This window comes from Vibrio sp. H11 (assembly GCF_004804295.1).
GTDB lineage: Bacteria > Pseudomonadota > Gammaproteobacteria > Enterobacterales > Vibrionaceae > Vibrio > Vibrio ostreae.
Genome location: NZ_SSHN01000007.1, coordinates 82,837 through 98,294, shown reverse-complemented (window position 1 = coordinate 98,294; position 15,458 = coordinate 82,837). Strand labels below are relative to the sequence as shown.

At 48.6% G+C, this 15,458-nt stretch carries 9 protein-coding genes; 5 read left to right on the top strand and 4 right to left on the bottom strand.

Annotated features, from left to right (window positions below; genetic code table 11):
• The first annotated feature begins 144 nt into the window (after window positions 1-144).
• Complete coding sequence (locus E6C74_RS12520) at window positions 145-1,407, top strand: YeeE/YedE family protein (RefSeq protein ID WP_136485671.1); 1,263 nt, start codon at window positions 145-147, stop codon at window positions 1,405-1,407.
• A gap of 439 nt (window positions 1,408-1,846) precedes the next feature.
• Complete coding sequence (gene ylqF, locus E6C74_RS12515) at window positions 1,847-2,791, top strand: ribosome biogenesis GTPase YlqF (RefSeq protein ID WP_136485669.1); 945 nt, start codon at window positions 1,847-1,849, stop codon at window positions 2,789-2,791.
• Window positions 2,792-2,968: 177 nt separating this feature from the next.
• Here the strand turns inward: ylqF and E6C74_RS12510 are convergent, their stop codons facing one another.
• A complete protein-coding gene (locus E6C74_RS12510; protein ID WP_136485667.1) occupies window positions 2,969-3,955 on the bottom strand; it encodes a GTP-binding protein in 987 nt (328 codons plus the stop codon).
• A 674-nt stretch (window positions 3,956-4,629) separates the two neighbouring features.
• Here E6C74_RS12510 and clcA point away from each other — a divergent pair.
• From clcA to cqsA, 3 genes are all read left to right on the top strand, one after another.
• Window positions 4,630-6,063, top strand: coding sequence for a H(+)/Cl(-) exchange transporter ClcA (clcA, locus tag E6C74_RS12505; RefSeq protein WP_136485665.1), 1,434 nt, complete (start codon window positions 4,630-4,632; stop codon window positions 6,061-6,063).
• Window positions 6,064-6,282: 219 nt separating this feature from the next.
• A complete protein-coding gene (locus tag E6C74_RS12500) occupies window positions 6,283-7,266 on the top strand; it encodes a TDT family transporter (RefSeq protein WP_136485663.1) in 984 nt (327 codons plus the stop codon).
• Window positions 7,267-7,496: 230 nt separating this feature from the next.
• Window positions 7,497-8,678 carry an alpha-hydroxyketone-type quorum-sensing autoinducer synthase gene (cqsA, locus tag E6C74_RS12495; RefSeq protein ID WP_136485956.1) on the top strand — a complete coding sequence of 394 codons (1,182 nt, stop codon included), beginning with the start codon at window positions 7,497-7,499 and terminating at the stop codon, window positions 8,676-8,678.
• 169 nt (window positions 8,679-8,847) lie between these two features.
• Here cqsA and E6C74_RS12490 read toward each other — a convergent pair whose 3' ends face one another.
• From E6C74_RS12490 to E6C74_RS12480, 3 genes are all read right to left on the bottom strand, one after another.
• Window positions 8,848-10,899 carry a hybrid sensor histidine kinase/response regulator gene (locus tag E6C74_RS12490; protein ID WP_136485661.1) on the bottom strand — a complete coding sequence of 684 codons (2,052 nt, stop codon included), beginning with the start codon at window positions 10,897-10,899 and terminating at the stop codon, window positions 8,848-8,850.
• 309 nt (window positions 10,900-11,208) lie between these two features.
• Window positions 11,209-14,250: an SMC family ATPase gene (locus tag E6C74_RS12485; protein WP_136485659.1), complete on the bottom strand. Its 3,042-nt coding sequence runs from the start codon at window positions 14,248-14,250 to the stop codon at window positions 11,209-11,211.
• 3 nt (window positions 14,251-14,253) lie between these two features.
• Window positions 14,254-15,396, bottom strand: coding sequence for an exonuclease SbcCD subunit D (locus E6C74_RS12480; RefSeq protein ID WP_136485657.1), 1,143 nt, complete (start codon window positions 15,394-15,396; stop codon window positions 14,254-14,256).
• Window positions 15,397-15,458 lie beyond the last annotated feature (62 nt).

Sequence of the window (15,458 nt, the reverse complement as noted above, 5' to 3'; positions counted from 1 at the left end):
CAAGATAGTAACAATCCTATTAATCATCGTTTATCTTATAACGATTCATTCTAATTATTGACCTGCGTCACAAAACCACGCCATGTTAGTCTACGTGCCTTTTCTGTTCCAATTTCCAACTTGTTGGTAAGTAAGGTTTTACATATGAATAAAGTACAAGCATGGTGGGGAGCAGCGATTGCCTTCGTAGCTCTGCTGCTTGGCGCAACTCTTCTTAAAGACGCATCACTGTTTATGCGCCTGCTCATGGGTCTGGCGCTGGGCTTCGCCCTGACCAAAGGTTCACTGGGGTTTGCGGGCAGTGTCAATCGTGCTTATCGCCGCGGCTCAACCCAGCTTTTGCAAACGCTGATGTTTATGTTTGTGGTTACCGCTGTGGTCAACGCAGGCATTCTGTTTAATGCTGATGCTGGCGACTACCGCCTCTGGGTTAACCCAATCAACATCGGTCTGCTGGTTGGCGGCGTCATGTTCGGTGCTGGCATGAGCTTATCAAGTTGCTGCGCCACTGGGGTAATGGTCGAGATGGTCGGTGACATCCCTCGCGCACTGATTACCCTGCTGTTTTTCGGTGCTGGTGTTTTCTTCGGATTCCCGCTGCAATCCACTCAGGAATGGATTACACACACCGTAATATCGAGCCCGAGCTACGCCGGTAAAGGGGTATTCCTACCAGATCTGTTCAGTTGGGATCCGCTGAATGGCTACTTTATGTCAGTAGTCGTAACCATTGTTTTTGCTTCAATCGTGATTCTGGCTGCGCGTAAATATCAGGCGCGCCGTGAGCAAGCCGGTACCTTCTATGGTGTAGACGGTGAAATGCTGCGTGAACAGAGCGCGCAACAGCCAAAACCAAGCACTAACGCGACGCTTTTCAGCAAAGAAAACTACCAGCGCTGGTTAGGTAACGTTTGGCAAATGAATACCTCTGCTCTGGTTATCGCACTGGTGTTTGGTGTCATGATGGTCTCAACCGGATCTGGCTGGGGGGCGTCAACGCCATTCGGTATCTGGTTTGGTAAACTGCTGATGGTGTTTGGTGTCAGTTCAGCGGATATTGCTGCGTTTACTCACCGTCCGGAAGCGCTGTTTAACCTGCCGTTTCTCGAACACGGCGTCAGCGTGCAGAACCTGGCGATCATGATCGGTACTTTAGTTGCAGTGCTGTTTCTGGGTAAATTTTCCCTGTCGCTGAAAACCAATTACTCCGTTCGCCACTATGCGTTATTTGCACTGGGTGGCCTGCTGATGGGCTTTGGTACCCGTTTTGCCAATGGCTGTAACGTCGGCGCGTTGTTTACGCCTATCGTCAACTTCTCTCTTTCAGGCTGGGTTTTCCTGATTGTATTGTTGATCGGTGGCGTACTGGGCAACCGTCTGCAAGCCGTTGTTTTAAAACAGTGCTGATTGTTCCGCGCCGCTAATCCAGTTCCCATCTAGTTATTTGGCAAAGCTAGGTGATGAGAAGAATTTAGAGATTAGCCAAAACTCCTTTAACGCCGCATATCCCACGCGGCGTTTTTATTTTTGCCTGGGCAGATTGGGCTTTGTCAAAGCGTGTTTCAATTTCACGCGGCTCAATGTGTCTTAAAACAAGACGAAGTCGATGCTTGAACAAAGTCACTCTATGCTAAACCGCTCAAATGTCATCACAGTCTCGCCCATAAGCGGAGAGCGGATTCCAGCAGGGTCAATTAAGTGGTAATATTGCCAGATTAAAACGTGCTGTGGCGGCGGGTAAGCACAGGTTGTTCTTTTGGCAGGCCTGCGATTCTCATCCAATCGTCTGTTATTTCCAGCTTTTTACCACAGACAAAACCATTAAATTAAAAGGCAATATCTTCAAATGGTTAACAACAATATCCAATGGTTTCCGGGCCACATGCATAAAGCAAGCAAGGAAATCGAAGAAGCGATCCCTCAGGTAGACGTCATCATCGAGGTACTGGACGCACGTATCCCGTTCAGTAGTGAGAACCCGGTGATTTCACGTCTGCGTGGTGATAAACCGGTCGTTAAAGTGCTTAACAAACGCGATCTGGCCGACCCGGAAATGACGCAACTTTGGATTGAGCATCTGGAAAAAGAGCAAGGCGTTAAAGCCATGGCGGTCACCACCTCCAACGTGCAGGAAGTGCATAAAATTCTGGAATTGTGCCGTAAGCTGGCACCGCACCGTGAAGAGATCGGCAAGAACATTCGTACCATGATCATGGGCATCCCCAACGTGGGTAAGTCCACCATCATCAATACCCTGGCCGGACGTGTGATTGCGCAAACGGGTAACCAGCCTGCGGTAACCCGCCGTCAGCAGCGTATCAACCTGCAAAATGGCGTCGTACTGTCTGATACTCCGGGAATTCTGTGGCCAAAAGTTGAAAACCCGCACAGCGGTTTCCGCCTTGCCGCAACAGGTGCAGTGAAAGATACCGCGATGGAATATGACGAAGTGGCGTTCTATACGGTGGAGTATCTCGCCGCTCACTATCCGGAAAAACTCAAAGAGCGTTACCAAATCGATGAGTCGCCTGAGTCAGATGTTGAATGGATGGAAGCGATTGGCCGTAAGCGTGGCGCCTTGCGTGCCGGTGGCCGCGTTGACCTGCATAAAGCATCAGAAATTCTGCTGCATGAACTTCGCCAGGGAGTGATTGGCCAAATCACGCTCGAATTACCGGAAATGATCACGCAAGAGCTGATTGAGGTTGAAATCGAAGAAGCTCGTAAAGCAGAAGAGAAAGCAAAGCGCAAAGAAGAGCGTCGCAAGCGTTACCTACGTAACAAACGTTAAGCGCGCATGCAGAGATGGCGCTATCCATCCCTGTGACTGACTTTTTATGACACTGACTTTGTAAGACAAAGGGCGCTATCTAAGCGCCCTTTTCGTATTGGTATCAATGAGATTGACAGACTGATTCAGTTCACAGCCAGGAAGCTAAAAACTCATTCACTCCTGAAGATCTCCCCATTAGCGATTAATTCCCGCCAATTTCACCAAAATATCTTCCAGTTGTTGCCAGGGCATCAGCTGTGAGTCAATCAATTCAATCCGCGACTCAAAACCTTCCAGGCTCATTTCATTGACGGAAACCACACCCTGAGACACATTGAACGCATAGCAGCCACGGTCTGTATTCACCACAGCCTTAATCCGTTCCGCTTTAAGATCGCTGAACAGAGAGAACAGCTCATCAAAGCCAAACGCAAATTCAGCGCCAAACAGCCAGCCACAACTGAAATAGCCCTGCCCCTGATTTTCACGGCGTACATAAGGTTGCTTCGGATCCAGTTCAAACTGTGGCTCCATCTCTGCGTGATGGTGATGATGGGCATCACGCGCGTCCACTTGCTCCGGCACCAAACGTTCAATATCCAGTATTTCCAGCGGCAGTTGCCCGCGCGATACCAACTTATGGAAGATTTTGGACGGAGACTGGTCGGTAACCCAATCGTTAAACGCATCGATATCATCCACATCGCATTCATCAACTTTATTACCAATGATCACCTCGGCGCTGCCAAGCTGATCATTAAAGTTCTGGTTGCTGATGTATTTTTCGTTACGCAGATTGCGCGGGTCAACCAGCGCAATCGTCGCTTTCAAATCCACATATGGCAGATACTGCTCGGACGTCAGAGTGGCAATCACTTGTTTCGGGTGGCCGAGCCCGGTCGGTTCAATCAGCAAACGATCCGGCTTTTGCCGCAGCAGTGCGTTGATTCCCACGGACATTGGCACACCGGCAGTGCAACACATGCAGCCGCCCGGCACTTCTTTTATCAGCGCCCCTTGCTCGGACATCATAGCGCCGTCGATACCAATTTCACCAAACTCGTTAACTAGTACCGCCCACTTTTCATCGCTGGGTTTAGTACGAAGCAGGTTAAGTATGCTGGTGGTTTTACCTACACCGAGAAACCCGGTAATTATGTTGGTCGGAACTTTTGCAGTCATGGTTATACTCCCTTTTGTAATAGTATAACGTTCAAACCAGCTGCGAGTAAAAAACTATTACGAGATAAAAACTATTGCTAGATAAACGAGTTAGCCGCGCTTTTTATATCCACTCAATTTTCGACATCAAAACAAAATATTGATACACCTTATCAATATTTCATAGATAAAACAGACAAACAGAGTGAATAGCAAGCGGCAAAAAAATTCAGGTACTAATGAAATAACCAGAAACAGATACCGTAACAGAAACCGACGAGTCAGATAGAAACAGATACCGTAAATAGCAAAAGGCGCACTGACTATAGCGCGCCTCTTTTCCCCGGAACTCAATCGTGAGTCTGCGAGTCAGTCTGTTTTGTGTACCAAACTGACCATTGGCGAGGACATTTGATTTGAAGTACTTTTTGAATCCATCCAAATTGTAGGTAAGGCCTTTCAATTCCTCCATTTCGAAATAATCAAATCTGCCTTACCCTTTAAATATGGTTCATTACGCTGAAAAGACAAGTTTTTTCGCATATTTTTGATGATCATTGCATGGTTTTTAGAATTTTAGCGAAATCAATCATATATGAAAATCAATATTGCATTCTTGTCGCTATAGTTGAATGATGTGGCGAGTATAATTCAAGGCCACCCCCTGAATTCCCAACCCTTGAGGCCTTATTTTCATGACGAAGAGTGAGAAGTTGAAGTACAGTTTACTTTCCAAAGTTCCAAAAGATGCAATTAATCAATTTCTCTCTAAAGAAAAAACCCCCGCTTCCGTCCTGTTCCTCTCCCTTATCGTTGGTATTCTTTCAGGCATCGTCGGTACTTATTTCGAACAAGCGGTTCATTTTGTCTCGGAAACCCGTACCGACTGGCTGCGCAGTGAAATTGGTAACATGTTGCCGTTGTGGCTGGCCGCCTTTTTGATCAGTGCTGCCCTGGCCTTTATCGGCTATTTTCTCGTGCACCGTTTTGCTCCGGAAGCTGCCGGCTCTGGTATCCCGGAAATCGAAGGTGCGATGGATGGCATGCGCCCTGTACGCTGGTGGCGAGTGCTGCCGGTCAAGTTCTTTGGTGGTATGGGCGCGCTGGGTTCAGGTATGGTTCTTGGCCGTGAAGGGCCAACTGTGCAGATGGGTGGCTGCATCGGTCGCATGGTGTCGGACATTTTCCGCATCAAAAATGACGATACGCGCCATTCTCTGCTGGCTTCCGGCGCAGCCGGTGGTCTGTCCGCGGCATTTAACGCACCTTTAGCTGGCATTATGTTTGTGATGGAAGAGATGCGTCCGCAATTTCGCTATACCCTGATATCCGTGCGTGCGGTCATTATTTCGTCGGTCGCAGCCAACATTGTCTTTCGCAGCGTCAACAGCCAGGATGCCGTGATCACCATGCCGCAATACCACGCACCGGACTTACCTTTGTTAGGTTTGTTTTTACTACTTGGTGTTCTGTTTGGCATTTTTGGTGTGCTGTTCAATAAGCTGATCACCACAGCCCAGGATATTTTTGTTAAAATTCATAAAAATACCCGTAGCCGCTATCTGATTACCGGCTCACTGCTGGGCGGGTGTTTTGGGTTAACTCTGCTGTATATTCCTGAACTGACCGGCGGAGGTATTGCACTCATCCCGACCATTACTAACGGCGGTTACGGTGCTGGCCTGCTGTTATTGTTGTTCCTGGGCCGTATTCTGACCACTCTGATCTGTTTCGGCTCCGGCGCTCCGGGCGGTATCTTCGCGCCGATGCTAGCACTGGGTACACTGTTCGGTTATGCGTTCGGTCTTATCGTGCAAAGCATGCTGCCGGAACTTGGGATTGAGCCAGGTATGTTTGCGATTGCTGGTATGGGTGCACTGTTCGCAGCAACGGTGCGGGCGCCGATCACTGGTATCCTGCTGGTGATTGAAATGACCAATAACTACTACCTGATTTTGCCACTGATCATTACTTGTCTGGGTGCAGGTACCTTCGCACAGCTATTTGGCGGACAGCCAATTTACAGCCAACTGCTGCACCGAACACTGAAAAACGACAAACTACGTCAGCAAGACTTACCACCACAACAAGCAACTCCGGTAAAAGAAGCCGCCACAGAATCAGCCTGATATACGACTATAACTAAATGCTTTCAGATAAAAGTGGTTCAGGTAATAATGCCACTCATTGCTACTTGTTCACGGTTTTGTGACAGTTATACATCTATTGTTACACACTGATTGCTAAAAATTGATAGAATCGCCGCGCATTAAATCTTTGCTGTGCGGCGATTTTTTCATTCCTTCCACGTTCGCCGCAACTTGACCTTAATTAAACGGAGTCTGGCGTTGAACTGGAAAAGGCTGATTCAGGTACAAAGTGTTCCTCCTTCCCAAGCGGCCCTGGCATTAGGACTTATAGGGCTTGGCCAGGCATGGGATTTGTATCTGCCACAAATCGGCTCAGTATTACGCCCCTACATGGTAGTTGCCGGTGCCATTCTGTTGCTGCCGGTACTGGCGCGATACCTGACCAGTTATTCGACATTCATGCGCGATATCCGCGATCCGCTTTCCGGCAGCCTGATGGCACCTATGAGTATGGCGCTGTTGATTCTGTGCGATTATCTGGCATTGATTTCACCGCTGATCGCCTATCCTATCTGGGCTATTGCATTGCTACTGCACCTGACCATGATGGTGCTGTTTTTCAGCTTCCAACTGCTCAATTTCAGAATGTCGCACATTGTGCCGAGCTGGTTTCTCTATCCGGTTGGTCTGATAAGCAGTTCGCTGGCTGGAACCCAGTTCGGTCATACTCTGTTTTCCGAAACCCTGGTGTCGGTCTGTATTGGGATCTATTTCTTCATGTTGCCATTGGTATTGTACCGACTGGTGTTTGAAGGCATGCTGCCGCGGCGCGCCCGGCCAACACTGGCCATTATGGCGGCACCGATCAACCTGACGCTGGCGAGTTATCTGGTGAACTTTCCCCATCCGGATCCTATTCTGACCGGCGCACTGGCGGGGATAGCAATTACGATGACTCTGCTGATCTATTTATGTTACTTCCGCCTGCTGAAACTGAAATTTCAGCCGTCCATCGCAGCGGTCACCTTCCCTTCCGTCATCAGTGCCATTGCGATGCACCGCCTGACGACTTTTTTTCAGCACGACTTTCCACACTGGCATTGGCTGCATAAATTTGGGTTATTTGAACTGAGTGTGGCGAGCGGATTAGTTTTATGGGTTTCTATCGGTTACGTTAGAATGTACTGGCCTGAATTATTCCCGCCGAAGAACAACACATCAAATAACGGTCTACCTAAGTAAAAAATGACCACGACCATTACGTCTGGCAGGGCCAAATCACTGTGCCCGAAACGGAAAACAATCACCTTACACTCTCTGAGTGTAAGGTTTCTTTCTTAATAGACAACTCAATATAACTCAGTTTGCCATCGCTTCCAAAATAATCAATTTACGTAGGTGACGTCGCTGCAAATATCATCCATATATCTCTTGTCAGCTGGCATTATTTTCACATAACAAGGATATTGATGATGAACACCAATGCCAAAATCCATTACCTGCCTGATTTTATTCAGCGTCGGTTAGAGTTCTTTATTGAAGATTTAATTCATCCCAACCAGAACGGTAAACATCTGGTATTGGGAACAAGGCCGCACGACGGAGATATTGTATTGCAAAGCAATGATTATCTCAGCCTGGCTAACCACCCTCTGATTAAAGCACGGCTGAAAAAGGCTATCGATGAGACACAGGACAGTGTTTTTATGTCAGCCATTTTCCTCCAGGACCAGGCGTCCAAACCCAGTCTTGAACAACAGTTGGCAGATTATGTCCATTTTGATTCATGTCTGTTGTCGCAGTCCGGCTGGAACGCCAACACAGCGCTATTGCAAACTATTTGCCCACCAGACAGCCACGTTTACATCGATTTTTTTGCTCATATGTCACTGTGGGAAGGTGCCCGTTACGCCAGTGCGAACCTACATCCGTTTATGCATAATAACTGCGATCATCTGCGCAAGCTGATACAGCGCAACGGGCCAGGGCTGATCGCAGTCGACTCCGTCTACAGCACCCTCGGCACTGTTGCGCCTTTGGTGGATATCGTAGCCATTGCGCAGGAAACCGGGTGCGCCATTCTGGTCGACGAATCGCATTCCATCGGCACACACGGTATTCAGGGAGCGGGATTAGTTGCCGAGCTTGGCCTTTCTTCCCAGGTCGATTTTATGACTGCCAGCCTGGCAAAAACGTTCGCATACCGTGCCGGGGTTATCTGGACCAACAATTGCGCGAACCAGTGTATTCCTTTTGTCGGTTATCCGGCCATATTCAGTTCGACCATTCTGCCGTATGAAATCGCGGCGCTTGAGGCTACATTGGACGTGATAAAAAGTGCCGACAAAAAGCGTGAGCAATTATTTAATAATGCCCGCATGCTAAATCAGGCGCTGAATAATATCGGGATAACGACACGCAGCCAGTCACAAATTATTGCGCTGGAAACCGGAGATGAACGTAATACGGAAAAAGTGCGTGACTATCTGGAACGGCACGGCATCTTTGGCGCGGTATTTTGCCGGCCGGCAACGGCCAAAAACAGAAACATTATCCGTTTGTCGGTCACCAGTTCGGTCACCGAGCAGCAAATCGATAAAATCGTGTCTGTCTGCCATCAGGCGCAACAAAACGGGGATGTTTATTTCTATTAATCAGGAATTGTTTCATTAACCAGCAACCGTTTCATTAAGCAGCGACAGTTTCATTAAGAAGCAATCGTTTCATTACGAAATAATAGTTGCACTATTCAGGTTTATTTTTATTAACCTGGTGCGGTTAATCAGACGGGTATACAACAGGATCCGGCTCCTGATAAAGGAGCTAGATCCAATTGGCCAGTTTACCCAATAGCTTATCTTTATCAGCCGGTTTAACAATGTAATCGTTCATACCGGATTGCTGAATCTTTTCAATCGTCAGCGGGCTGTTATCACCGGTGTGACCCACAATCGGCACATGACGGTACGGTTTATCAGATTCACGAATCGCTTTGGTCGCGGCGAGGCCATCAATAACCGGCATCTCGATATCCATCAATACCAAGTCGAAAGTATTGTGTTCCATCTCATCCAGCGCCTGCTGGCCGTCATTGGCCTGAATCACTTCATAGCCCTGCTTTTCCAGCAGCAAGGCGGTGAAAGTACGCAGCGACTGGTTATCGTCCACCACCAGAATACGACGTTCACATCTGTTTTTTTTCAGCGGCACCACATTGTGATCCGGCAACAGCGGTTCCGCCTCAAAAAACAGATGATCAAGCTGCTGATTGGTATCCATCAACAGCTGGCGTATCTCAAGCGGAAAGACTTTGAGATGACGTTCTATGTTGATTGGATAACGATTCTGCTTGTCGTACAGATAGGCGATTTTGGCTTCAGTCGCGTGTAACTTAGTTTCCAACTCCACCATAGACTGCCACTGACCGTTGACCTGTTCCAGATCGATCAGAATCAGATCATATTCCAGCTCATACTCTTCACGTTGTAACGCTTCCGCCAGGGTCAATAAATGCAGACGAAAGCCCTGATAAAAAGACTGTTCACTTAAATGACGGCTGAGCAAACCGTCATCGCCTACGTAGAGCACCGTTTTAGTTTTCATCAGGTCCAGCTTAATATGACCGACGACTTCAGAGTGATAGGCAGGAAAACTGAGGATAAATTCCGTCCACTCGCCCAACACAGATTCACAGCTGATATTACCGCCAAACGATTTCATGACCTTGCGGCAAAACGGTAATCCGAGACCATAGCTGCCATTTTTGCCAAAGGTATAGAAGTCTTTAAAAATTTCTTCCAGCCTGTCCGGAGCAATACCCACTCCGTTGTCACGCACCTTGATCATGTTGTGTTGCGCATCACGGGTCAGGGTCACATCAATCGCAAACTGTTCGCCATTCTGATAATAAAACGCATTTTTGAGTAAGTTATATAACGCGAATTTTAATAACGTATCGCTACCAAAAAAATCAAAATCCGCCTCAACGCTCAGGCTCACCGCCTGACGATCCAGCGATCGCTTGTACGAAAACGATTTGAGCGCATGGCTGACCACTTGCTCTGCGCGCTGCTTTTTAAACGTCGACGTTGAAACTCGGTTCTCATCAATAGATGTCAGCAGTAAATCAATAGTCTCATTACCCGAATGAATCACATCGTCGGCATTTTTAAGAATCTCGTACAACAGACTCAGATCCTGACCATCAATATGAGCGCCTTGACGTTGGTCAGTGGGCTGCGCTGGCAAGATGGTACGCAAAACGTCCACAGAAGACTTTAAGGCGCTCAACGGATTACGCATCTCGTGCGCGATCCCCGCGCCAAATGACTTCGCTATCGACACTTTGGACTCATGCGAACTCTGATTGCGGAAGTAGAACAGGTTACCAAACACATAGGTAAACAGAAAAATCGGTACGTAAGGCCATAAGATCCAGTCTGTCAAAGACTCATCGCGTACCCAATACGTCACCAGGTAGGCTGCGAGGACAGACAACAACGCCTGCAGCAGCATCACCTTGGTCTCATGCACCAGCAGGATATGCAGAAAAATAGACGCCATAAACGACATCGCCCACACCGTCGACCAATCGTTCATCAGCAACATGTAAGCAAAGAAAAACGGTAAGCAGAAGCTGATGCTGAGCAGATAATAACAAGGCATATAACGCTGCATCAGTTTGGGCAAACTGTTGCGAAATGCGATACCGGCAAACAGACAGGAACAGAACAACCGCAGCCAGATGTTTTCATATGGCTGCGGGAATAAAAACGCCCAGATGTAGTAGTACACCGGAAAGCCGACAAGCCCCATCCAACCGACCAGAGTCAGGTTTGGCTCAGCATACTGGTATATTTTCTTGACTACGTCCATGCACTCTTACCGAAAAAAGACCTTAGGATTATACGTACAATTGAATAATTTATACACAGATATTCATTCATTGAATCACTTTTATGCCACCTTTTTATATCAATTTCGATTACTAAATAGGTAGCACAATAGTATCAATCTGCCCACGTCACTATTTGGTGTTCCGACAGGCACTTATCGTACGTTACGCATTTTTGTTGCACCAGATCTTACTGTCACGGTAAAGCTTGTGGTGACATCAAGCTTTACCATGACATCCAACTTTACCGTGAGATAAAAACTGGCTGCACATAAAACGTTACCGTCAGGTCAGGTAACCAGGCGAATTTTACTGCCACGCCCTTCGGTTTCGACATCAAGACGCAACGCAATCTGTTCTTTGAGCTCAGTAACATGGGAGATGATCCCGATTGTGCGCCCCCCCTGTTGCAAGTCAACTAAGGTCTGAATCGCCAGATCGAGTGATTCCGGATCCAGGCTGCCGAACCCTTCATCGATAAACAGCGTATCGAGACGAATACCACCGCTATAAGACTGCACCACATCAGACAAACCCAGTGCCAGCGAGAGTGCCGCCATAAAAGATTCCCCCCCCGACAACGTCGCCACATCGCGTGCTTTTGAGGTATAGCCATCTTCAACCATCAAATCAAGGCCGGAACCGGCGTTACCTTTGGCGCGCTCTTCTTTACGCTTTAACAGATAGCGACCTTTACTCATTTTTTGCAAACGTTGTGATGCTTGGATCAATACATCATCCAGCAGCACCCCGAGCACGAAACGGTGCAGACTGACTTTGGCACCGGTACGACCGTTGGCGATGTCGCTCAAGGTACCGTAAACCTGATACTCTTTTTCAAGCTGAGCATTTTTCTCATACAGCTTAGCCAGTTTTTGTTCCACTTGCTTGAGGCTATCCATGCGTGAACGTAATTCGGCCAGACGGTTAAAGCTGTCCGTCACCACTTGTTGCTGTTCGGCAAGCGCTTTTTCGGTCAGCTCTGGTTGTGGCTGCTGTTTATCGGCCACAATCTGAGTGACACTCTCCAGTTTGCCACGCAGTGTCGCCAGCCCTTCATCATACAGACGAATCTGCTCATCAATGAGCGATAAAGCCTTATCATCCAAACGGGCTGCCAAGTAAGCGGCACTGTCCGCGAAGCGGGTTTCAGCCAGCGACTGTTGCCACTGCTGCTCGCTACGTACATGCTCTTTGTGCCAGGAGTCGAGCAGCTCTTTCGCACTGGTCAGCGAAGCCTGTGCCGATGAATACTGATTTTGCGCCTCAGTTAACGCTGTACGCGCTTGTAATTCAGCATCCGTCAGCACTTTTATCTGCTTTTGCACTTCACTGTATTTTTGTCTGACCTGATCAACATGACTGAATTCGGAGGTAATGTCCCGCTGCAGATCATCCACCCGGGTCTGAGCCTCTGTCACTGCCTTGTCACACGCCTGCTTGGCGGCCAGTCTGGACTCTAAGTCCAGCTTCGCTTGCTGAGATTGAACTTCCAGTGCACTAAGCTGCTGATCAATCTGCGCCGGATTGATGGCCGATAAGCGGCTGATTTCATCGTTGAGTGTTTGTTGCTGACGCTGTAATTCGTCTAACTGCGGCAAGGATTTTTGCTCAATCTCAGCGGTCAGTTGTTGTAAGTCCTGTTGCACATGCTGGCAGTCACTCTCCAGTACCTGCTGCGCTTTATAACGCTCAATTTCAGCGTGACTGGCCAGTTGCTGCTGCTCACGGGCAGACTGAACCTGCTCTTTGGTGACAACGTCACCTGAAAATTGCGCTAATTGCGGATGAGCGTCACTGCCGCACACCGGACAGGCGTCTCCCGGCTGGAGCAGGCGCGCCAGTTCAGCGGCCTGATTGGTGTGCCAGACATATTCCAGCTTATCAGCTTGCTGCTTTGCCGCCAGTGTCTGCTGCTGCGCCTGCTGATAAATGTCACTCGCTTGCTTGAGCTGCCGTGTTTTAACGTTGAGTTGCTCAGTCAGCTTTTGCTGGCGTAAGCGGCGCTCAATCTGGTCATTAACGGTAAGCAGCGAATGGCGCTTACCATCCAGCGTCGCGATCTGCTGCAGTGCCGTCTCGCGTTCAGTTCGCTTGAGCTGAATCTGACTATCCAGCTGTTGCACCCGCTGCTCCGCCTGTTGCAGAGCCAGAGTCGTCGTCTTTAGCGTATCACCCGCCGATTTCAGCTGTTTAACCTGCTCGTCGAGCGCCGCAAATTTTTTGCCGGTCATCTCCAGCTGATGTAATTGGGCCGACAAAGCTTCCGTTTGTGCGTAGCGGTTCACACTAAGCTGGTGTTGTTCCTTTGCCTGGTTAAGGCGTATTTGCGCCTTACTCAACTGTTCCGTTTTTGCTGTCAATGCAGTGTGCGCTTCAGCGCTCTGCTTTTGTGCGGTGATCCACTCGTTGTAGGGTAAATCAAGGCGAGACGCCTGTTGCGCCTGCTGACGTTTCTGACGCAACTGGTCGATTTCTGTTTGCTTGGCAACCTGCACCTTTAACTGCGCATCAAGCTGGCTTTTCTCTGCAAATTTGCTTTGCAGTTCCAGTGCCGCACTGTGTTGCTGCTTCAAATCGTCCCGCAATTTGAGCTGAGCCTGATAATGTTGCTCCGCTTCAGTGAGCTGCGGCGACAAGGTGTTTTTCTCTGCCTGCAGCTCCTCTTCGCTACTGACAGAGACCACATCCAACGCGCCTTTGATCTGGTTATCAAACTCATCTTTTTCTTTGCGAATACCCGCAGCGCGTTCAAACAGGGCTTTTTCGATCTGGGTATAAATATGGGTTTGAAACAGTTGACCGAAGATCTGCTCCCGATCTTTGGAGTTAGCAATCAACAATTCACGAAACTTACCCTGCGGGATCACCATCACCTGACGGAACTGTTTTACATCCAGACCAATCAGTTCAACCATAGCTTTAGCAACCGGATTCGGCCGGTTGGCGATCAGCTTTTCTTCACCGTCAATCCACTCACACAAGGTGGCGGAATGAGCTTTCTTGGTGGTGCCCTCGCCGCGTTTTTTCGGTACTTCCTGATCCGGACTGCGAGTCACCATAAACTGACGACCATTTAGTTCAAAGCGAAATTCGATTTCGGTTAACAGTTCGGGATCAGCATAATCACAACGCATCTGATCACCGGTTCGCTCACTGCCCGTCGTCTCACCGTAAAGGGCGTAACAGATAGCATCCAGAATCGAACTTTTACCGGCCCCGGTCGGACCATTAATCAGAAACAACGGCGCATGACCAAGCTCGGTAAAATCAACGACCTGGCGGGTTGCAAACGGGCCAAAACCTTGGATTGTTAATTGAATCGGACGCATGATTTAGTGTTGCTCCGCCTGTTTAATCGATTGAATCACATCTGACATAACTTGTTCTTGTTCACTGCTGAGCGGAGATTGTTTCGCTTCTAAGAAGAAATCGCGGAACATGTCCATTTCGCCTCTCGCCAGGCGAGCACGACCCATTTCCTGGTCAACCCCGATCAACATGCCCGGCTTCTCCAGATGCAGGACATTCGGATACACTTTGCGCAGTTTCTCCATCGGGTCGAGAATGGCGTGTTTGTCTTGCAATCGCACCAGCAGATAATCGTGGTTATTCGGATCGGTTTTGCCCTGTTCAATCAGCTGTTCAAGCTCACCCTCAACGATACGCATGCCATGCGGGCAAGGTAAATCGATATGTTGTGCGCTGACAAATCCATCCTGATTCAATTCAACCAGAGTGACGCCTTTCTTCTGATGTTGCTCGGAGAAACTGTATTTCATCAGCGAGCCAGAATAACGAATGAACTCTTCACCTTTCATTTGCGGCTGATGCAAATGCCCCAGCGCCACATAGTCAAACGGCAAAAAGTGCTGATGATCGACCCGGTCAGAGCCGCCAATTGACAGCGGACGTTCCGATTCCGATTCCATCGCACCGTCAACGAAACAGTGGCTGATCAAAACGTGACGTTGTGACGCATCAAACTGTTCTGTGATGCGCTGACACAGCAACTGGTGTGCTTCATCATGAGTCGCAACCGGCTGCTGATAGTGATAACGCACCAGCTCAGGATCGTTATAAGGCATGCCGTAAAAGGCCACCTCACCAGCTTCATCAGAGCGCAGTACGACCGGTTCGAGCATCTGGTCAAAATCACTAATGATATGCAGTCCGGAACCTTTCATCTGGCGCGCGGCAAACCCGAGACGTTTGGCGCCGTCATGGTTACCGGGAATCATAATTACCGGCGTGTCGAGTTCGTGACAAATACGCGACACGACCTGGTCCAGTAGCTCAATCGCCATCGTCGGCGGTACTGAACGGTCGTAGATGTCACCAGCAACCACCAGCGCATGCACCGGGTTTTCGGTCAGATATTGGATAAGATGATCAAGAACAGCGCGTTGGTCTTCGAGAAGAGACACGTTATGGAACTGGCGTCCCAGGTGCCAATCAGAGGTATGCAGAAACTTCATTCCCAGCCTGTTGAACGAATAGTTATGAGTGTTTTGAAACTATGATACTCGTTTTGCCAGGA

Bases quoted from the DNA above. Each gene is read 5' to 3' on its own strand.
- E6C74_RS12520 (WP_136485671.1), top strand. From the start codon at position 145: ATGAATAAAGTACAAGCATGGTGGGGAGCAGCGATTGCCTTCGTAGCT.
- ylqF (WP_136485669.1), top strand. From the start codon at position 1,847: ATGGTTAACAACAATATCCAATGGTTTCCGGGCCACATGCATAAAGCA.
- E6C74_RS12510 (WP_136485667.1), bottom strand. From the start codon at position 3,955: ATGACTGCAAAAGTTCCGACCAACATAATTACCGGGTTTCTCGGTGTA.
- clcA (WP_136485665.1), top strand. From the start codon at position 4,630: ATGACGAAGAGTGAGAAGTTGAAGTACAGTTTACTTTCCAAAGTTCCA.
- cqsA (WP_136485956.1), top strand. From the start codon at position 7,497: ATGAACACCAATGCCAAAATCCATTACCTGCCTGATTTTATTCAGCGT.
- E6C74_RS12490 (WP_136485661.1), bottom strand. From the start codon at position 10,899: ATGGACGTAGTCAAGAAAATATACCAGTATGCTGAGCCAAACCTGACT.
- E6C74_RS12485 (WP_136485659.1), bottom strand. From the start codon at position 14,250: ATGCGTCCGATTCAATTAACAATCCAAGGTTTTGGCCCGTTTGCAACC.
- E6C74_RS12480 (WP_136485657.1), bottom strand. From the start codon at position 15,396: ATGAAGTTTCTGCATACCTCTGATTGGCACCTGGGACGCCAGTTCCAT.